The organism is Bacillus cereus group sp. BfR-BA-01381 (assembly GCF_022663555.1).
GTDB classification, from domain to species: Bacteria; Bacillota; Bacilli; order Bacillales; family Bacillaceae_G; genus Bacillus_A; species Bacillus_A pacificus.
This window is the reverse complement of sequence record NZ_JAKUFR010000036.1, coordinates 1-19,980: the sequence shown is the minus strand read 5'-3', so window position 1 is coordinate 19,980 and position 19,980 is coordinate 1. Positions and strand designations below refer to the sequence as shown.

Genomic DNA, 19,980 nt, shown 5'->3' with positions numbered 1-19,980 from the left:
CACCGTCCTTTTTCTTTGGCTGCTACTTATTTGTCGTTAAGACAAACTACACCTGGAAGCTCTTTACCTTCCATGAATTCTAATGACGCACCGCCGCCAGTAGAAATGTGGCTCATTTTATCAGCCATACCGAATTTTTCAACAGCTGCTGCAGAGTCACCACCGCCGATAACAGAGTATGTACCTTCTGCATCTGCTAATGCTTGTCCTACTGCTTTTGTACCTTCTGCGAATGGAGTCATTTCGAATACACCCATTGGTCCATTCCATACAACAAGCTTAGAGTTTTTAATTACATCTGCATAAATTTCACGTGTTTTAGGACCGATGTCCACGCCTTCCCAGTTAGAAGGGATAGAATCGATATTAACGATTTTAGTTGTTGCAGTTTCAGAGAATTCCTCAGTGATTACAACATCAACTGGCATGTAGAAGTTTACGCCTTTTTCTTTTGCAAGTTGCATAAATTCTTTAGCTAGTTCAATCTTGTCGTCTTCACATAGAGATAGACCAATTTCATGACCTAAAGCTTTAACGAATGTGTAAGCAAGTCCGCCACCGATGATTAAGTTATCTACTTTGTCTAATAGATGACGAATTACACCGATTTTATCTTTTACTTTCGCACCACCGATGATAGCTGTGAATGGACGTTCTGGGTTAGAAAGTGCTTTACCTAATACTTCTAACTCTTTTTCCATTAATAGACCAGATACTGCTGGTAGGTAGTCTGCGATTCCTGCTGTAGAAGCATGAGCACGGTGAGCTGCACCGAATGCATCGTTTACGAAGATATCAGCAAGAGCTGCAAATTCTTTCGCAAGTTCTGCATCGTTCTTTTCTTCGCCCGCATAGAAACGTACGTTTTCAAGAACTAATACGTCGCCCTCGTTCATTGCTGCAACCATTTCTTGTGCAACTGGTCCGAATGCTTCGTCTGCTTTTTTAACATCTTTACCAAGAAGCTCGCCTAAACGTGCTGCTACTGGAGTAAGACGTAATTCTTCTACTGCTTGACCTTTTGGACGGCCTAAGTGGCTTGCTAAAATAACCTTCGCACCTTGCTCTACTAAATATTGAATTGTAGGAAGAGCTGCACGGATACGAGTTTCATCTGTAATTTTGCCTTCTTTCATAGGTACGTTGAAGTCAACGCGGCAAAATACACGCTTACCTTTTAAATCTACGTCACGAATTGATTTTTTGTTCATTGGATTTCCCTCCGACTACTAGTTAGGATTGACAAAACCCACTCAAAAGCTTAACACATTTGCTTTTAAAACGAAAGAAGAGAGAGAGGGAACAAACCCTCTCCCTCGTTTTGTCATTGATAACTTATATAATTAAGAATTAAAGACCTTTTGAAGTCATGTAAGCTGCTAAGTCTACTACGCGGTTAGAGTAACCAGTTTCGTTATCGTACCAAGAAAGTACTTTAACCATGTTACCTTCCATTACCATTGTAGATAATGCATCGATTGTAGAAGAAGCTGTACATCCGTTATAGTCGATAGATACTAATGGCTCTTCGCTGTATCCAAGGATACCTTTTAATTCGCCTTCAGCTGCTGCTTTGAATGCTGCATTTACTTCTTCAACTGTTACTTCTTTGTCAAGTTCAACAACTAGGTCAACTAGAGAAACGTTAGCAGTTGGAACACGTACAGCGCCACCGTTTAATTTACCTTTAAGTTCTGGTAATACTAATGCTACTGCTTTAGCTGCACCAGTAGATGTTGGGATCATGTTTTCAGCTGCTGCACGAGCACGACGTAAATCTTTGTGTGGTAAGTCTAAGATTTGTTGGTCGTTAGTGTAAGAGTGAATTGTTGTCATCATTCCGCGTTTTACGCCGAATTTTTCGTTTAATACTTTAGCGAATGGAGCTAGACAGTTTGTAGTACAAGAAGCGTTAGATACTACATTGTGGTTAGCTGCATCGTATTGTTCGTGGTTAACACCCATAACTACAGTGATATCTTCGTCAGAAGCTGGAGCTGAGATGATAACTTTCTTAACTGATCCACCTAAGTGTTTTTCAGCGTCTGATTTTTTAGTGAAACGGCCAGTAGATTCTACTACTACTTCTACTCCGTAGTCGCTCCATGGTAATTGAGCTGGGTCACGCTCAGCGATAACTTTAATTTCTTTACCGTTAACAACGATGCTGTTTTCGTTAGCAGATACTTCTGCATTTAAAGTTCCGTGAACTGTGTCATATTTTAAAAGGTGAGCTAATGTTTTAGCATCTGTTAAGTCGTTGATTGCTACTACTTCTACCTCAGAGTTGTTAAGAGCTGCGCGGAATACGTTACGTCCGATACGTCCAAATCCATTAATACCAATTTTAGTCATTTGAATTTCCTCCTTGGGGGATTATATTAAAGGGTAATACCCTTTGTTAACTGTTTTGCTGCACCTTCATCTGTAATTAGAATTGAAGTGTGCCCTTGTTTAATTACAGCCTGTATTGCCTTTGCCTTTGAAGAACCTCCAGCGACTGCAACAACGTGAGATACACTTTGTAAATCCTCAAGTTGCATACCAACTGTTCTTACTTTATGAACAACATTTCCTTGTTCATTAAAGTAGTAACCGAAAGCTTCGCCAACTGCTTCACTTGCTTGAATCTTTAACCAATCTGCTTCCGAAGTATTTCTGCGACGTGCCATTGTTAACGCATCACCTATTCCATGAATGACGATATTGGAAGATCGAATCAACTCAAGAACTTCTTTCACGGAAGGCTCTGTCACAATAGACGCATATGCTTCGCTGCTAACATGGTCTGGAACATACAATAAGCGATAATTACTCATCGTATTTTGCGCCATCTTGGCACAAATAGTATTGGCTTCTAACTCGACGCCTTCTCCAATTCCACCACGTGCTGGGACAAATAGCATATGTAAATCTTTGCAATCAAGCTGCATCATGTCCGCAACAGCAGCTAGCGTAGTTCCTCCAGCCACAGCAACGATATTATTCGCTGTCAGACGGTCTTTTATACAAGTCACACAAGCACGGCCCATCTCCAGTTTGACCCAAGGCGATTCATCACTATCACCAGGGACAACGAAAACTTCATCCAAGTCTAATGTTTCCTTAAGTTGCTTTTCTAAAACCTTTAACCCGGAAATTTCTTTCATAAAGTCTTCCAAAGCAAGAACTAAAGCTGTTCCTTCTTCTGTCAAAGTCATTCCAGAAGAAGCGACGTGAACTAAGTTTTGTTCTTTCAAAACTTGAACTTCACTTCGCAATACTCGTTCTGTCATACCGAGACTTGCTGATAAATTTCTTCTTCCAATCGGCTGCATAAGCCTAATGTATTGAAGAATTTGCATTCTCGTTTGCATAACAGGTAGCAGATCAGGTAATAATTTTTTTGTGTTCTGAATCCATGAGCGCATATCTTTTCTCCTCACTACATCGGTTCATTTTCCCTCGTGGTCACTTTACGTCCCGTAGTGACATTTTGTGTCCCACATAGGTTAAAAAAATAATCCCTGCTACGTGTATTATTGTAACAGGAGATAGAAACTTATTCAACTCTTAACTGCATTCTTTATATAGTTTATTATGACACCTTTGTGAATGTTACCATATTCTACTTGTTTTCCGTCTATTTCTACAACCGGAATCATTAGGTGATATTTTTCTAAAAGGTCATTATCTTCATATATATCTATTTCCTCAATTTGAAAAGAATATTCACATTGTACTTCCTGTAAAACTTGCTTCGCCTTCACGCAAAGGCCACAATCATTTTTTGTATACAGTACAACTTTCATCTTCTTCACCTATCCGATCGTTTTTCGTAATGACGACGCTGGGATGTGCATTTGCTCCCTATACTTCGCCACTGTTCTTCGAGAAATAACGATTTCATGCTCTTCTTCTAACAATTTTGAAATCTTTTGGTCTGAAAGTGGCTTTTTCTTATTCTCCGCCTCAACAAGCGTTTGAATAAATTGTTTTACACGCTTTGTAGAAACTGCTTCATCTTCAGTAGTCGAAACGGCATTACTAAAGAACGATTTCATCTCAAATAAACCGTGTGGTGTTTGCACATATTTATTTCGCGTTGCACGACTAATTGTCGATTCATGGACGCTTAGCTCTTCTGCTACTTCTTTTAAAGCAAGTGGCTTTAAATACTCCGGACCTTTCCAGAAGAAATCACGTTGTTTTTCCATAATAATGGTCATCACTTGCAAAAGCGTTTGTTTTCTTTGTTTCAAACTACGCATAATCCACTGTACATGCTGATACTTTTCTGAAACGTAAGATGCTACTTCACTTTCACTATTATTAAGAAGCGCACTATATTCAGAATGAATTTCAATTCTCGGCATATTTCTCTCATTCATTTGTAAAACGAGACGATCACCGTCTTTTTTCACCGCCATATCAGGCACAATATAAAGTGGTTTATCAGAAGAAAACGCAAGACCTGGTTTTGGTTGTAATGACGTTATACAATTTACAGCACTCTGTAATTCCTCATTACTACACTTCAACACTTGAACGAGCTTTCGCCAATCTTTCTTTACGAAATAAGCGAAGTGATCTTCCACAACCTCTTCTGCTAATCCATTCCGCCTTTGTAAGCGCTTCAATTGCAAAGTTAGACATTCCTGAATATTACGCGCCCCTACCCCTGCTGGCTCGAGTGATTGGACAAGCTCTACAGAGCGGTCGACTACATGAAGCGGTGCGGAAAGAAGATTTGCTAACTCCTCGTTCGTTTCTTGTAAATACCCATTTCCATCCATGTTCATAATAATGAAAGAAGCTACTTTTCGCTCTTCTTCCTCTATTTTATAATACTGTATTTGATTTAATAAATGTTGCTGAATCGTTGTAGAATCCACACTGTAGATTTCCATCTGATTCTCGACTTGTTTGCTGGTACTTTTACTGTTGTTAGAGCTCTTTTTCTTCTCCCTCTCAAAACCACCTAACTCAATAAGGGGATTCTCTAACGATTGCTCATACAAAAACTCCGATAATTCTTGTACATTATACTGGAGCATTGTAATCGCTTGCCTTAACTCTTGTGTCATTGCCAAACGTAAGCTTTGTTCTTGTAAAAGACTTGCCTTCAAACTAATCTCCCCCTTGTTTCTATTGTACAATAAGTTTGGTAAAAGGAGAATGCTATCACAGACACCCATTCCAAAATATTATTAATTTATATGTATTAATGAGATTTACAACTTAAAACCGAAATTTGAATAATATTGAAAGAAAATAATAGCACAACAAATTATTACCACATACTAATAGTAAATCTTATAACTAGATATAACAAGAGGGTAATAAAAAAAGCCCTAACCTACAAAACGTAAGTTAGGACTTTTTGACGCGCCCAGAGGGATTCGAACCCCCGGCAGACGTGGTACCGGAAACCACCGCTCTATCCGACTGAGCTATGGGCGCATGATTATAGAAAACACTTCATTTTCTCTTCATAATAATAGCAATAAAAACCATTTAAATCAATAAAAACTCTTTGATTGCACGTTATATATACGCTATTTTTTGCATAAAAAAGCCCCCTAATTTCTATATTTAGGAGGCAATTCTTAACGGTCTTATTTATCTAGTTTCTCTTTAATCTCTTTTGGAATTTCATTCGGCTGTACTTCTTGATATGTTTCAATATATTCACCTTTTGTTTTAACCTTTACATACGCTCCCTCTCTAAGTCCACGAGGTGCATAAAACTTAACATCTCTCTCTTCACCTGAAGCATAATAACCCATTAGTTTATAATCCCCAGCTACCTCTCCAATTTTAGATAGTCGGCCAGATTCTTTCGCTTTTACATATACAAAGTCCTCTTTCACAAGCGGATTGTATCTATCTGTTATCTCATTATGAGAAACACTTGCCACACCAATAACTAATATAAAAATTCCAATTAAACCTAATAATAATTTCTTCATTTTTCTCTCCTTACAATATGCTTTTAACTTGTTTTACCTTCTTTATTCTAGGAGAAAAAAGTTTTTGTCACTATCGCTTTTCCTTACATGTTCATTACAAAATTGTAATGCTCAGATGCTTCATCCCTAAAATTCCCAATCATAAATTCAACCTAACTCACAAATTATAACCTTTGAATTGATATTCCAAAGGGGGCTTCATTCAATGACTGTAATTACGAAATTAAAGCAAACTGTTTCTGGATTAAAAAGTGCACAAGCTAGCTTAGAGGGATTCGCTCTTGATACGGATAACCAACAAGCTAAGCAACTTTTCCAAACAGCTGCGCAGCAAACACAAACAATTATCGATTCTTTAAACCCACGTGTTGAAGAAGTCCAACAAGAAGAACCACAATACTCACAGCAATAACGAATCAGTCTTGCTGTGAAATAGAAAAAGGATGATATGCAGTCATCCTTTTTCTATCACATTACATATTGCAATAGAAATGGAATGATAAGTATGCAAAAACTCGGACTCATAACCGTATTATTTGCCCTTCTATTTAGCTCTTTTACCGGATGTGATAATAGTCCTTTAGATAAAAAAGTGAAAGAAGAAGCAAAACGAACGGAGAAAGAGAAAGGTCCAAAGTTAACAAAAACGAGTATGGAATCCTTTAATCAATCTATATCACAAGGAGCCAAGAAAAGAGCTCTCGCTATGGATGAAATTATAAAAAGTACAGCAGTAAATTCAAATTTAGATCTCTACATAGCAGTTACACCTGAGCATCACGAAAGATTTGGATTAAAACCTCTCCGTAAGAAGCTTCAAAAGCAGCTAAGTGATGAGCACCCCACTTTCGATGTTCGTGTAAGTACAGATAAAAAAATCTTTATGTTACTTGAAAAGCTTGAAAGAAAAATTAAGGAAAAGAAAGTATCTAAAGATGAAATTAATAAACAATTAAAATTCATTGGTAAAAAAATGGAGTCTAACACTTAACGCTTTTTAAAAGAAAAGGAAGGTTTGCAATGTCTAGTAAAGATAAAAACTTAACCCCTGTGCAACAGGAATATAAAAAATTCGAGCAAGAACGCGAACCGAAGCGTCCTGTCTTAAAAAACTGTATAAAAGCCTTTTTCGTTGGTGGTTTCATTTGCCTAATTGGGCAACTCATTTCTACTTTTTATATTACGTATTTCGATTTCACTGAACGATCAGCAGGGAATCCAACAGTAGCAACTCTTATTTTCATCTCGATGTTACTAACTGGGTTCGGCGTATATGATCGTCTCGGTCAATTTGCAGGTGCTGGGACAGCTGTACCTGTCACTGGATTTGGTAACTCTGTTGTCGCCGCATGTATCGAACACCGGACAGAAGGGTTTGTCCTTGGCGTTGGCGGTAACATGTTCAAATTAGCCGGCTCCGTTATTTTATTTGGTGTATTTTCAGCTTTCGTCATCGCACTTATTAAAACGATTCTCGTTCAATGGGGAGGGCTATAAATGTTACAAGGACACCGAACGTGGGTATTTGAAAACAAACCAGTTATCATTTCAACTGGAGTCGTTGGCGGACCGTTTGAAGCAAAAGGGAAAATCCCAGAAGACTTCGATATCCTTCATGAAGATTTATGGCTCGGACAAGATTCCTATGAAAAAGCACATAAAATTTTATTCGAAGAAGCTTGTAGCCGCGCCACTGAAAAAGCAGAACTTCGTAAAGATGATATTCAATTTGTACTCGCAGGAGATTTAATTAATCAAATTACCCCTACAAGCTTTGCTTGCCGTACACTAGGCACTCCTTATCTCGGACTATTCGGTGCTTGTTCTACTTCTATGGAAGGTTTAGCACTTGGAGCGAGTATCGTAAATGCAAAAGGCGCAAAATATTTATTAACCGGGGCATCAAGTCATAACACTGCTGTAGAAAAACAGTTCCGCTACCCTACCGAATATGGTGGACAAAAGCCACCTACCGCGCAGTGGACAGTAACTGGAGCAGGGGCCGCTATTTTAAGTGATACTGGACACGGCCCTAGGGTAACATCCGCAACAATCGGAAAAGTGGTTGATATGGGATTAACAGATCCGTTTAATATGGGAGGCGCAATGGCTCCAGCCGCCGTCGATACAATTGAGGCCCACTTACGCGAACGCCAAATTGATGCCTCTTACTACGATTTAATCGTAACCGGTGACCTCGGGCATGTAGGACGTGAAATTGCTTATGACTTACTACATAAACACGGAACGAAAGTAACGAGCGAACAGTTTCAAGATTGCGGGCTACTCATTTATAGAGAAGGGCAACCTGTCATAGCTGGTGCTAGTGGACCAGGATGTTCCGCAACAGTCGTGTACGGTCATTTATTAAACCGAATGAAAAGAGGAGAGTTCAAAAAAATACTTGTCGTTGCGACAGGCGCTTTACTATCTCCACTTACATTCCAACAAGAAGAAACGATTCCGTGCATCGCTCACGCCGTTTCAATTGAATTCGGAGGTGCAACGCAATGATTTTTTTCTGGGCTTTCGTCATTGGCGGACTCATATGTGTAATCGGCCAACTTATGTTTGATGTCGGCAAGCTAACACCCGCTCATACAATGGCAACACTCGTTGTTGCTGGAGCTATATTAGATGGATTCAATTTGTATGAACCATTAATTGACTTCGCTGGAGCTGGGGCAACCGTACCTATTACAAGCTTTGGTAATGCCCTCGTTCACGGCGCAATGGAAGAAGCTGCAAAACATGGCATCGTTGGCGTTATTACCGGCATGTTTAAAGTAACAAGCGCCGGTGTATCCGCAGCTATTATTTTCGGCTTCATCGGAGCATTGCTATTCAAACCGAAAGGATAAGGTGTTCGTATGACAGTTATCGCTAGCGTCAAAACCTGCCTTGCTAGTGTAAGGGGCGCTCAAGCAAGTTTAAGCTCCCTTTCACTACATTCACAGGACGCAGAATCAAAACGTGTATTTCATGAATGTATGTTAGAAATGGACAGCATCATCGCTGATTTACAAAATAGAGTTTCAGTATTAGAACGTGAAGAACCTCAATATAAAGGGTTTTAAGTAGACTGGAGGAAATGACTATGTCTCACCTGCCGGAATGGACACTTGTCATTCTTCGCTCTGTATTCATATTAATTATTTTATTCGCTATTACGAAATGGTTAGGGAAAAGACAAATCTCTCAGCTCTCCTTTTTTGAATACATTGCCGGAATGACAATCGGTGACATCGCTGCCCAAGTATCTACAGGGCTCGATTCAAAATTTTTTCACGGCGTCTTTGCGATACTCATTTTCGCTGTGGTACCTTTTTTAACAGGAATCCTTTCTTTAAAGAACAAAACAGCTCGGGACTTCTTTGAAGGGAAATCTACCGTATTAATAAAAGATGGAAAGATACTCGAAGATAACTTAAAGAAAGAAAAATATACAAGTGACGAATTACTGGAACTTCTCCGTGGAAAAGATGCTTTCAGCGTAGCTGATGTTGAATTTGCTGTATTAGAACCGAGCGGAGAATTAAATGTATTATTAAAGAAAGATCGCCAACCACTCACAGCAAAAGACATCGGTTTAAAAGTGCCGAACGAAAAAGAACCACAAACTGTTATTATGGATGGCAATGTCTTAGATGAACCGCTATCCGCAAGTGGACATAACCGCGCTTGGCTACATGCTGAACTAGAAAAGCTCGGTGTTGTTATCGAAAATGTCTTTCTCGGTCAAGTTGATTCATACGGACAACTGACTATCGACATTTATAATGACAAACTACAAATGCCTTCTCCTCAAAACAAACCTTTATTATTAGCATCATTAAAAAAATGTCATGCCGATCTCGAACTATTTTCCCTAGAAACAAAGTCGAAATCAGCAAGCGAAATGTATAGTAAAAACGCGAAACAAATCGAAAAGATTTTAAATAAAGTAACCTATCTTTTAAAAGAATAAATATCGAAAGAACGCTTCAGTCAAAAGGCGTTCTTTTCTTTTTTTCTACAGTTTTTATAACGTTTAAATTTATGTAATTCGGTTATGATGTTGAAGATACATAAGCAGGGAATTTCAAAAACATAGCGAATATTTCATGGTACAACTACATATTTTTTTGATTTAAAGTGGTTTCGTTTGACCTTTATTGACCATAATTGTATTATAAGACTAAGAAAGCTTTATAAGGAGGAAATAACAGATGAATTTAATTCCTACAGTAATTGAACAAACAAATCGTGGAGAACGCGCTTACGATATTTACTCTCGACTATTAAAAGACCGCATCATTATGCTTGGTAGCGCAATTGATGACAACGTAGCTAACTCAATCGTTTCCCAGCTTTTATTCTTGGAATCTCAAGATCCAGAAAAAGATATTCACATCTACATCAACAGCCCTGGTGGTTCTATCACAGCGGGTATGGCAATTTACGATACAATGCAGTTTATTAAACCGCAAGTATCAACAATCTGTATCGGTATGGCTGCATCTATGGGTGCATTCTTACTTGCAGCAGGTGAAAAAGGAAAACGTTATGCACTTCCAAACAGTGAAGTAATGATTCACCAACCACTTGGTGGAGCACAAGGTCAAGCGACTGAAATCGAAATCGCTGCTAAACGTATCCTATTCTTACGTGAAAAACTAAACCAAATTCTTGCTGACCGCACAGGTCAACCACTTGAAGTACTACAACGCGACACAGACCGCGACAACTTCATGACAGCAGAAAAAGCTTTAGAATACGGTTTAATCGATAAGATCTTTACAAATCGTTAATAGCTAAAAGCGGAAGCGGCTCGTTCAGAATCGCAGGGTGTTGGAGCTTTTACATCCGAGGCGCTTTTTGCCTCGAATGTAAAAGCGAAACAACCGGAGATTCTAGCCGCTGGAGCTGGATAGATTAAAAGCGGAAGCGCCCTATAACAGGGCGCTTTTTTTATATGCTGTTCTCCGCCCGCATACCCCACCTAGTATCAGTCGGAATGTATCGGCGATTTTTCAAATATATCGACCGTAACTCCAATTATATCGGCGATTATTTTAATATATCGACGTTTCGACACAACTTATCGACTTAACGACAATTCTCGACAAGTACGCACACCCACATACCCCCACCAACAAGCCCCAAACAACAAGCCCCAAACAACAAAAAAGCTATCGCACATGCGCGATAGCTTCTTATTGTACATATGCAGCTAACGCCTCTAAAGCCTCTTCTGCATCTGAACCTTCTGTTGTAATTGTTATCATGCTACCAGTTCCAATTGCTAAGCTCATAATCCCCATTATGCTCTTTGCATTTACTGTCTTCCCATCTTTCTCGATGAAGATATCTGCATGAAAGCGATTGGCCTCTTGTACAAACAACGCAGCCGGACGTGCTTGTAAACCGTTTTTTAATGAAACCTGAACTCTTTTTTGAACCACAGCTCCATTTCCCCTTTAACCTCTTATTTTTTTGCTACCGTTTCCCCCGCGCGTAATTTCTCTGCAATATCATCGATTTTACGCAAACGATGATTAATACCCGATTTACTAATTTTCCCCCCGGATACCATCTCACCTAACTCTTTCAATGTTACATCTTGATAATCTCTTCTTAATTGTGCAATTTCTCGTAGTTTATCCGGCAATATATCAAGACCAACCGTCTCATCAATATAGCGGATATTTTCAATCTGCCTTAGCGCTGCACCAATTGTTTTATTTAAATTAGCTGTTTCGCAGTTCACTAAACGATTTACAGAATTACGCATATCACGTACGATTCGAATATCTTCAAATCTTAAAAGTGCATTATGAGCACCTATAATATTTAAAAACTCTGTAATCTTTTCTGCTTCTTTCAAATACGTAATGTACCCTTTTCTTCTTTCCAACGTCTTACTATTTAAATCAAATCCGTTCATCAGTTCACATATAGCATCATTATGTTCCTTATATAACGAAAAGATCTCTAAATGATAAGATGATGTTTCTGGGTTATTTACTGAACCACCTGCTAAAAATGCACCGCGTAAATACGATCGTTTACAACATTTCTTCTCAATTAATTCTTGTGATATATTTCGAATAAATGAAAAGTCATCTCGAACGATATGAAGATCAGCTAATATTTCGCGCGACTTCTCAACAAGCCGTACGATATATACATTGTTTTTCTTCAATCGCATTTTTTTACGAACAAGTAATTCTACCGTCACGTCATATCCTTTTTTCAAAAGCGTATAAATCCTTCTTGCAATTGCCGCATTTTCCGTTTGAATATCGATTGATAGACGACGATTTGAAAAAGAAAGCGATCCGTTCATTCGAAGTAAAGCTGATAATTCTGCTTTCTCACAGCATTCCTTCATCTCCAGATTCGTCAACTCTTTCTTTGTTTCTGATGCAAATGACACAGCCAACACCTCCTTATACGATTATTGTGGAACAAAAATCTTGTCCTATATGAAATGAGGAGCGTTACCTCAAACGAGGCAACGCACATCTACAACAGTGAATATAAAATAGAAGCTAGTTTTAATGTATCGTGTCTTACAACACGGTCATCATACTTCGCTAATTGATCTTGAATCACATTAATATTATTTTCAGTAAAACGCTCTTCATCTACTACAACTGGCGCCGACATTTCTTCCTCATATAACTGACGTAATTCACAAGGAATATCACGGTTATTTACAATTGCAGTATCGATAAATGGTTCACCTAAATGATCATGTAACGCCTGCACATGGTCAAACGCAGTATATCCCATCGTTTCACCAGCTTGCGTCATAACATTACACACATATACCTTCTTCGCTTTTGCAGCAAGAACAGCGTCCCCAATTTTGTTAACAACTAAATTCGGTAATATACTCGTATACAAACTTCCTGGACCGAAAACAAGTAAATCAGCTCGTTTAATTTCAGTCAACGTTTCATGTAACGGCTCTACATCTTCTGGAGTTAAAAAGACACGGTTAATTTTCTTTCCGAAATAAGGAATCTTTGATTCACCTGTTACAATTTCTCCGTCTTCTAGTTCCGCATGTAGTACTGCACTTTGATTCGCTGCTGGTAATACACGTCCTCTAACATTTAAAACTTTACTCGTTTCTGTAATAGCATGGAAGAAGTCTCCTGTAATCGAGGTCATACCTGCCAATAATAAATTTCCTAACGCATGACCTTTCAGCCCATCTCCCGTTGTGAAACGATGCTGAAATAAAGCTTCCACCAGTGGCTCTACATCTGATAACGCAACAAGTACGTTACGAATGTCACCTGGGGGTGGAATTTCTAGCTCATCACGTAATCTACCTGAACTGCCACCATCATCAGCGATTGTAACAACTGCTGTAATATCAACCGGATATTGTTTTAATCCTCGTAATAAAACAGAAAGTCCCGTTCCGCCTCCCATGATAACAATTTTAGGTTTTCTCTCTTTTTTCATCCCTTAATGACCCTTTCTCTTCTCCACATCACGATGAGATACATGAACGCTATACTCTGGTTTCAGATGTTTCCCAAGGTATTCTGTAAGCGTAACAGAACGATGCTGTCCACCTGTACATCCAATTGCAATTACAAGTTGACTCTTGCCTTCTCTTTTATAATGAGGCAACATGAAAGTGATAAGATCAGTCAATTTCTCTAAAAACTTATGCGTCTCATTAAATTTCAGCACATACGATGAAACTTCTTCATCTAGTCCTGTTAATGGCTTCATATGTGGAATGTAATATGGATTTGGTAAAAAACGAACATCAAATACTAAATCTGCATCAATTGGAATACCGTACTTAAATCCAAATGACATAACATTTACACGAAATGCTTGCTCAGTTTCAGTTGAAAATAGGTGAACAATTTTTTCACGTAATTCTTTCGGTTTTAAATCAGATGTATCAAGCACAATATTAGCGCGTGCCTTCATATCTGTTAATAAATTACGCTCTGCTTCGATTCCCTTTAACGGCAGACCAGTTGGTGCAAGTGGATGCGAGCGTCTCGTTTCTTTATAACGAGTTACAAGCGTGCTATCTTTCGCATCTAAGAATAAAATATGAGGAATAATCCATGTACGTTCTGATAAATCATCAAGGGCTTCCCATAAATGTTCGAAAAACTCTCGGCCACGTAAATCAATACCAAGTGCTACTTTATTCATTTTTCCTTTTGAATCCGCCATAAGCTCAATAAACTTCGGCAATAACATCGGTGGTAAATTATCCACACAGAAATATCCTAAATCTTCAAAACTTTGTAAAGCTACTGTCTTTCCAGCTCCAGACATTCCTGTAATAATTACCATTTTTATATCATTATTCTCTGTCATCGTATCCTCTCCTTGACGGTTTAACTCGGATCTAATCGATATGAAAGCAACTCAAAATCTGGGGTATATACAAATGTACCGTAGATTATGCCATTTCCTTTAATTAAATAATCAATAATGTGATAATCTCCTGGTGCCATTGCTAAATCATCAATTTTATCAAATGTATGCCAACCAATGATGCCTTCTTCGCTCTCTAGTTTGTTTTCTCCTGCAAAATCTGTCGCTAAAAAGGAGAACATCATCCATTCAGAAACAACTTTATCACCTTCTTGGATGACAAAGGTGAAGACCCCCTTTAACGCTGGGTTCTTTAAATAAATACCTGTTTCTTCACGATACTCGCGAACAACGGAATCTCTTACGGTCTCACCACGCTCCATTTTCCCGCCTGGTGCAACCCACCAATTCCGGCGAGGTTTTTGGAGTAAGAGTACTTCATTATCTCTAATTAACACACAGTTTGTCACTCTTTGCATGTTTCTTCACCTCAGCTACTTGCAGCAAATTTCTCACTGCATACTCATTTCATTATACTATCAAAAACAGTTTGCTACAACGAAGGAGCCAGTCTCCTTTCGCTAAGCATACGCTACTCAACAATTTTAAGAAAGCTTTCTATAACAAGCAATGTAAATGCCTGGACTCTCCATGAATAGCATGAAAAATCCCCTTAACGATTTTTATCGCCAAGGGGATTAAAACCTTTATTTCTTACCGAAATAAGTAACAATCGCAAATCCTAAAATAAAGGTAATGATTGAACTTATAATTGAAAATCCTCCAGTTGGAATACCAGGGAACACAATTACAATCGAACCGATAACTAGTCCAATAATTGCTGCAAATGTCATACTTTTATATCGATCTAATAAGAAACTAATTCCTTTACTACTTACAACGAACCCTACCATAACACCAGCACCAATAACTGCGATTAAAGGTACGTTGAGTGTAGTTAAAGCATTAATTGCTGTCGGATACACACCAATAATTAACAAAATAAATGATCCGCTAATTCCAGGAAGCAACATAGCCATACTAGCCATCCATCCTGCGAAAAATAAACCAATTGCATTTAAAATTGTTAACGTCGTAATTGGGTCTGCTGTCTTATCTGGTTTAAAGAAAGCTGTAATCGCAACAAGAATTGCTGCAACTATTAATAAAACAATGTGCTTACCTTTAAACGATGACTTTGCATCAGCTTCTCTCATTAACATCGGTAATATACTAATAATTAAACCGAGGAAGAAAAATTGAGTCGGTTCATAATGATTTGCAAGTAAATATTTAATAACATGACTTAACGTTAAAAACGCTGCTGCCACACCAGCTGCAAGTGGAATTAAAAATCCTAAATGTTTTTTCCATTCACGACTAAAGAATCCGCTAATTGCCGCAAGCAATTGTTCATAAATCCCTAACACAACAGCGATTGTACCGCCGCTCACACCAGGAATTAAATCACTAACGCCCATACAAAATCCACGATATATATTACGCCATTCCATACTGAATAAATTCCTCATTTCTTATAGTGATTTTTTCCGTAAAGTCCAGTATATCAATAAGAAAGCTTATAATCCCAATATTTTTTGACAAAACTTTGACATTTTCACACAAAAAAAGAAGAAAGCTCCTATCGGTAGCTTTCTTCTCAAAAGGTATATTATCCCTTATTTTTCTGATACAGTTTTTAGTTCTTCTAATAATTCTTCTACGTAATGTTGTGCACTTTGTGCTGCAATACTACCATCACCTGTTGCAGTTACAATTTGACGTAGCATTTTTTCACGAACATCACCTGCTGCGAAAATACCAGGAACTTTCGTTTCCATACGCTCGTTTGTTTCAAGGTAACCATTTTCATTTGTAATACCTAGTTCAACAAATGGTTTTGATAGTGGTAACATACCGATGTATACGAATACGCCGTCAGTTTTGACTTCTTTCTCTTCTCCACTGTTTACATCTACAAGTGTTACACTTCCTACTTTACCATTTGCTTCGTTAATTTCTTTTATCGTGTGGTTCCAAATGAAGTCTACTTTTTCGTTTTGGAAAGCACGATCTTGTAAAATTTTCTGTGCACGAAGCGTGTCACGACGGTGAACGATCGTTACTTTTGATGCGAAGCGTGTTAAGAACACACCCTCTTCAACAGCAGAATCTCCGCCGCCAATAACTACAAGTTCTTTACCTTTAAAGAATGCGCCATCACATACCGCACAATATGATACACCGCGGCCGCCAAGTTCTGTTTCACCTGGTACACCAATTTTTTTATACTCTGCACCACTTGCAACGATAATTGCACGTGCTTTATATTCTTTTTTACCAGCAACAATTGTTTTGTATTCTTTACCATCGATGACTTCTTTCACATCACCGTATGCATATTCAGCACCAAATTTCTTCGCATGCTCGAACATTTTATTTGATAAGTCTGGTCCTAAAATAGACTCATAACCCGGGTAGTTTTCTACATCTTCTGTATTTGCCATTTGCCCGCCTGGAATACCACGCTCAAGCATTAATGTGCTTAAATTCGCACGAGATGTATATACTGCAGCTGTCATACCAGCTGGTCCTGCACCAATAATAATGACATCATAAATTTTTTCTTCCGACACACTATTCACTCCTATCCATTCCTACACAATTAAGTTACCCTCATTATACTGTTCGCATCATTTTTTTCCCAATGATTTGCTTATCTATGTGTGCGTACGCTTAACAGCTTGCACATACTTTCGAACAGTCGCTACAGATACATTATACACATCTCCGAGCTCCGACTGTGTCATCTTATTTCCTTGTTCACTGCGTACGATATATTCAACCGCAGCTGACCAGCCGTATACATTTGTAAAAACTGCCCCAGATGTATATAAACGTATGAACGTACAAAACCAAAATTGTAAACACTCTTCGATTAATTCATCATCTTTTTTCGTATAATTGTATAAAGCATCCGCGATTCGCGCGCACTGTTCAAATTGCTGTAAATCAGCTGGAATACTCTTATGGCTATTCAGTAAAAAGAAATACTTTGCAAGTTGCGATACGATCGGAACACCATTCTTCGCCTGCGTTACATCAAAGAAGAATCCAACCTTCTCTGGCATTGATAATTCATTCATTAAATATAAAGCTAGCATTTGTTCCTCTAGCGTTGCACTTTGCTGAAATGATTTTCGTAATTCTTCAAATAACACGTTTTGTCCTTCATCCGCTAAATTCAATGCATTCCACGGTTCTTTTCCCTTTTTATCAGGGTGCAATTCTACAACATGTTGCCACATTTTTTCAGCTACTTGCTGATCTTTTACCATATACGCAGAATATGCAAACCAATAATAAAAACTAACGTCTCCCTCGTATCCTTGACGCTTTAATAATTTGAACCATTTATATGCAGGCTCGAAATGACCAATTGTTGCAAGTGTCGTCCCAAGTTTCAAACGATGTTCAAACGAAATCGGATATACCGAAACTAACTGAGCAGCTAACGCCTCTACTTGTTTATGCTCTCCAATTGAATATAGAAAAATAAGCGTATTACAAAGCGCATGTATATTACCTGGATTTTTCTCTAAAATCATTTCCGTTAACTTCAGTGCCTTATCTACATTACCAGATTGAAAATGCGCAATGGCTAAATTATTATGCCCCGACCAAAATTCCGGATAATCTTTCGTAACAATTTCTAATGTAGCAATTGCTTCTTCCAATTGTCCGTTACGAATATAACGATTGGCTTCTTCCTGCATAACAATTAAATCATCTTCATCCTCAATCTCTTCCGCACCCATCGCTTCTTCTTCCATAATTTCAAGTAATTCTAATGTATCTTCAACAAATTCCTTCTCTTCTGCAACTTCTAAATAGCGATCCGCATACTTCTTCGCCTGCTGAAATAGCCCCATATATGCATAATTATTTGCAATAAAATAATAACACTGTTCAAGTTCTGGATTAGATCTAACAAGCTTAAAGAAGGTTTGATTCGACTCTTGATATTCACCAGCCTCAGATAATACTGTTGCTAATTGACATAAAATAAACGGCTCCTTCTCACTTTGTGCCGCTCTTCGAAAATATTTAATTGCATCTTGCAATTTTTGTCCTTTGTAAGCCCTCATCCCTTTTTTATAAAAGAAGTCCGCTAATTGATTAAAAGAGATAACTTGTCCGTTCTCCTTATATATTCTTTGATTTTTCCCCATATATCCTCCAGTTTTTTGTTTTCTTCGTTCACACATTCTTCTATCTATAAGTATAAACGATTCCGTAAAAAACAAAACAGTATATTATACTCAATTATTTCCTTTTTATTCATTAAAAAAGAAGAGAAATGTTACATTTTTAGTATCAACCTTCTCTAGCATCCATTTCTTCTTTCGTATAAATAACACGCATTGGATTTCCACCTACGAAAGCACCACTTGGAACATCCCTATGAACAAGTGTGCCAGCTGAAACAATCGCGCCATCTCCAATTTTCACACCTGGTAATATCGTTGTATTCGCTCCAATCATCACTTCATTTCCTATAATGATCTCTCCAAGTCGATATTCACGAATTAAATATTCATGTGCTAAAAGCGTTGTATTATAGCCTATAATCGAATTTTCTCCCACAGTTATCTTTTCCGGGAACATAATGTCCGGCATTACCATAAGCGCAAACGATGTTTTCTTTCCTACTTTCATCCGCAAAAATGTGCGGTACAACCAATTCTTGACCGATAAAAAAGGTGTATAACGTGCAATTTGGATAACCATAAAGTTTTTCATTACCTTCCAAAAAGACACTGTTTTATACACATTCCATAATGAATTCTCTCCTGAAACAGGATAGCGCGTTGTCCGTCGCACTTCACTCGCTCCTCTACTTATCTTTACGAACGATTCATGTCGGACAAAATCGGCAATAAATCACTCATTTTATCTAGCATAAAGTCTGGCTTATAAGCCTCTAAATACGCTCTACCTTTCAATGTCCATGAAACTGCAGCTGTTTTCGTACCGGCATTTTGTCCGCCAACAATATCATGATGGTTATCCCCAACCATCAATGCTTCTTCCGGTTTCGCATCTAATAACTGAAGCGCTTTTTGAAGTGGCTCTGGATGTGGTTTCACATGCTCGACATCATCAATCGTCACAACAACATCAAAGAACTCATCAAGCTTTGAGAACTTTAATCCCATTTCAACGGTTTGTCTCGCTTTCGTTGTAACAATACCAACCTTATAGCCTTGTTTCTTTAACTCTTGAACTGTTTCATATACAGTTTCATATTCTTCTACTAATTCATCATGATGATCATGGTTAAATTGACGATAACTCGTAATTAACTCTTCAACCTTACTTTCATCAATCTTACTGAAAGTATCATGTAAAGATGGACCGATAAATGGCAATACATCTTCACGCTTATATTGATTTGGATAATATGTATGTAAAGTATGTAAAAAAGAAGAAATAATAAGTTCGTTTGTATTAATTAACGTTCCATCTAAATCAAATAACACTGTATTTATTCTCATTGCCTTATTCCTTTCTCTTTCCTGAATATGAAAGAAGCAGCATCTTATAATAAGATGCTACTTTTCTCTAATTTTCTAAATATCTTTTATCAGCTTGCCCCATTTTTCGTCTCACAATAATGAAA

24 protein-coding genes and 1 tRNA gene are annotated in these 19,980 nt (G+C 38.0%); 8 read left to right on the top strand and 17 right to left on the bottom strand.

The genetic code is table 11. The features are described 5' to 3' along the window. Positions 1 to 26: 26 nt before the first annotated feature. From MR079_RS14295 to MR079_RS14265, 7 genes are all read right to left on the bottom strand, one after another. Positions 27 to 1,211 (bottom strand): phosphoglycerate kinase, encoded by a 1,185-nt coding sequence (locus MR079_RS14295; RefSeq protein WP_088327961.1) that lies wholly within the window; start codon positions 1,209 to 1,211, stop codon positions 27 to 29. Between the two features lie 139 nt (positions 1,212 to 1,350). Continuing rightward, the gene (gene gap, locus MR079_RS14290; protein WP_000161236.1) at positions 1,351 to 2,355 is read right to left on the bottom strand and encodes a type I glyceraldehyde-3-phosphate dehydrogenase; all 1,005 of its coding nucleotides are present in this window, start codon (positions 2,353 to 2,355) and stop codon (positions 1,351 to 1,353) included. Between the two features lie 26 nt (positions 2,356 to 2,381). After that, a complete protein-coding gene (gene cggR, locus MR079_RS14285) occupies positions 2,382 to 3,410 on the bottom strand; it encodes a gapA transcriptional regulator CggR (RefSeq protein WP_139868333.1) in 1,029 nt (342 codons plus the stop codon). A gap of 135 nt (positions 3,411 to 3,545) precedes the next feature. Beyond that, positions 3,546 to 3,791 (bottom strand): glutaredoxin family protein, encoded by a 246-nt coding sequence (locus MR079_RS14280; protein ID WP_000869738.1) that lies wholly within the window; start codon positions 3,789 to 3,791, stop codon positions 3,546 to 3,548. Positions 3,792 to 3,800: 9 nt separating this feature from the next. Beyond that, positions 3,801 to 5,108 (bottom strand): RNA polymerase factor sigma-54, encoded by a 1,308-nt coding sequence (gene rpoN, locus MR079_RS14275; protein WP_000647971.1) that lies wholly within the window; start codon positions 5,106 to 5,108, stop codon positions 3,801 to 3,803. Between the two features lie 258 nt (positions 5,109 to 5,366). Further along, a tRNA-Arg gene (locus tag MR079_RS14270) sits at positions 5,367 to 5,442 on the bottom strand. 155 nt (positions 5,443 to 5,597) lie between these two features. Then, on the bottom strand, positions 5,598 to 5,951 hold the full coding sequence (locus MR079_RS14265) for a YxeA family protein (protein WP_139868337.1): 354 nt from the start codon (positions 5,949 to 5,951) through the stop codon (positions 5,598 to 5,600). 205 nt (positions 5,952 to 6,156) lie between these two features. Here MR079_RS14265 and MR079_RS14260 point away from each other — a divergent pair, with 205 nt between their 5' ends. The 8 genes from MR079_RS14260 to clpP all read left to right on the top strand — a co-directional run bounded on the left by MR079_RS14260 (position 6,157) and on the right by clpP (position 10,741). Then, entirely contained in the window at positions 6,157 to 6,363 is a 207-nt protein-coding gene (locus tag MR079_RS14260) for a DUF1657 domain-containing protein (RefSeq protein ID WP_000216166.1), read from the top strand. A gap of 93 nt (positions 6,364 to 6,456) precedes the next feature. Further along, positions 6,457 to 6,942, top strand: a complete 486-nt coding sequence (locus MR079_RS14255; protein WP_139868339.1) for a YhcN/YlaJ family sporulation lipoprotein — start codon at positions 6,457 to 6,459, stop codon at positions 6,940 to 6,942. A gap of 29 nt (positions 6,943 to 6,971) precedes the next feature. Then, the gene (gene spoVAC, locus MR079_RS14250; protein ID WP_000095407.1) at positions 6,972 to 7,448 is read left to right on the top strand and encodes a stage V sporulation protein AC; all 477 of its coding nucleotides are present in this window, start codon (positions 6,972 to 6,974) and stop codon (positions 7,446 to 7,448) included. Beyond that, complete coding sequence (spoVAD, locus tag MR079_RS14245) at positions 7,449 to 8,465, top strand: stage V sporulation protein AD (protein WP_000938952.1); 1,017 nt, start codon at positions 7,449 to 7,451, stop codon at positions 8,463 to 8,465. Further along, positions 8,462 to 8,812 carry a stage V sporulation protein AE gene (gene spoVAE / locus MR079_RS14240; protein WP_000575919.1) on the top strand — a complete coding sequence of 117 codons (351 nt, stop codon included), beginning with the start codon at positions 8,462 to 8,464 and terminating at the stop codon, positions 8,810 to 8,812. The genes spoVAD and spoVAE overlap by 4 nt, the downstream gene beginning before the upstream one ends. Before the next feature lie 9 nt (positions 8,813 to 8,821). Continuing rightward, the gene (locus MR079_RS14235; protein WP_000215900.1) at positions 8,822 to 9,028 is read left to right on the top strand and encodes a DUF1657 domain-containing protein; all 207 of its coding nucleotides are present in this window, start codon (positions 8,822 to 8,824) and stop codon (positions 9,026 to 9,028) included. Between the two features lie 20 nt (positions 9,029 to 9,048). Next, entirely contained in the window at positions 9,049 to 9,918 is an 870-nt protein-coding gene (locus MR079_RS14230; protein WP_000018910.1) for a DUF421 domain-containing protein, read from the top strand. A gap of 241 nt (positions 9,919 to 10,159) precedes the next feature. Continuing rightward, positions 10,160 to 10,741 carry an ATP-dependent Clp endopeptidase proteolytic subunit ClpP gene (gene clpP / locus MR079_RS14225; protein ID WP_001049162.1) on the top strand — a complete coding sequence of 194 codons (582 nt, stop codon included), beginning with the start codon at positions 10,160 to 10,162 and terminating at the stop codon, positions 10,739 to 10,741. Between the two features lie 405 nt (positions 10,742 to 11,146). Here clpP and MR079_RS14220 read toward each other — a convergent pair whose 3' ends face one another. The 10 genes from MR079_RS14220 to ppaX form a co-directional block, all read right to left on the bottom strand. Further along, positions 11,147 to 11,395, bottom strand: a complete 249-nt coding sequence (locus tag MR079_RS14220) for an HPr family phosphocarrier protein (RefSeq protein ID WP_000250307.1) — start codon at positions 11,393 to 11,395, stop codon at positions 11,147 to 11,149. Between the two features lie 23 nt (positions 11,396 to 11,418). After that, on the bottom strand, positions 11,419 to 12,369 hold the full coding sequence (gene whiA, locus MR079_RS14215) for a DNA-binding protein WhiA (protein ID WP_000006561.1): 951 nt from the start codon (positions 12,367 to 12,369) through the stop codon (positions 11,419 to 11,421). A gap of 89 nt (positions 12,370 to 12,458) precedes the next feature. After that, a complete protein-coding gene (locus MR079_RS14210) occupies positions 12,459 to 13,412 on the bottom strand; it encodes a gluconeogenesis factor YvcK family protein (RefSeq protein ID WP_000712175.1) in 954 nt (317 codons plus the stop codon). 3 nt (positions 13,413 to 13,415) lie between these two features. Continuing rightward, positions 13,416 to 14,297, bottom strand: a complete 882-nt coding sequence (rapZ, locus tag MR079_RS14205; RefSeq protein WP_000138457.1) for an RNase adapter RapZ — start codon at positions 14,295 to 14,297, stop codon at positions 13,416 to 13,418. A 20-nt stretch (positions 14,298 to 14,317) separates the two neighbouring features. Beyond that, entirely contained in the window at positions 14,318 to 14,776 is a 459-nt protein-coding gene (locus tag MR079_RS14200; protein ID WP_001190080.1) for an NUDIX hydrolase, read from the bottom strand. Positions 14,777 to 15,004: 228 nt separating this feature from the next. Continuing rightward, positions 15,005 to 15,811: a DUF368 domain-containing protein gene (locus MR079_RS14195; RefSeq protein WP_139868341.1), complete on the bottom strand. Its 807-nt coding sequence runs from the start codon at positions 15,809 to 15,811 to the stop codon at positions 15,005 to 15,007. 165 nt (positions 15,812 to 15,976) lie between these two features. Beyond that, positions 15,977 to 16,933, bottom strand: a complete 957-nt coding sequence (gene trxB / locus MR079_RS14190) for a thioredoxin-disulfide reductase (protein ID WP_139868343.1) — start codon at positions 16,931 to 16,933, stop codon at positions 15,977 to 15,979. Positions 16,934 to 17,017: 84 nt separating this feature from the next. After that, positions 17,018 to 18,529, bottom strand: coding sequence for a tetratricopeptide repeat protein (locus tag MR079_RS14185; protein WP_139868345.1), 1,512 nt, complete (start codon positions 18,527 to 18,529; stop codon positions 17,018 to 17,020). A 145-nt stretch (positions 18,530 to 18,674) separates the two neighbouring features. Next, positions 18,675 to 19,181 (bottom strand): acyltransferase, encoded by a 507-nt coding sequence (locus MR079_RS14180; RefSeq protein WP_016718903.1) that lies wholly within the window; start codon positions 19,179 to 19,181, stop codon positions 18,675 to 18,677. 23 nt (positions 19,182 to 19,204) lie between these two features. Next, on the bottom strand, positions 19,205 to 19,855 hold the full coding sequence (gene ppaX / locus MR079_RS14175) for a pyrophosphatase PpaX (protein ID WP_016718904.1): 651 nt from the start codon (positions 19,853 to 19,855) through the stop codon (positions 19,205 to 19,207). Between the last annotated feature and the right edge of the window lie 125 nt (positions 19,856 to 19,980).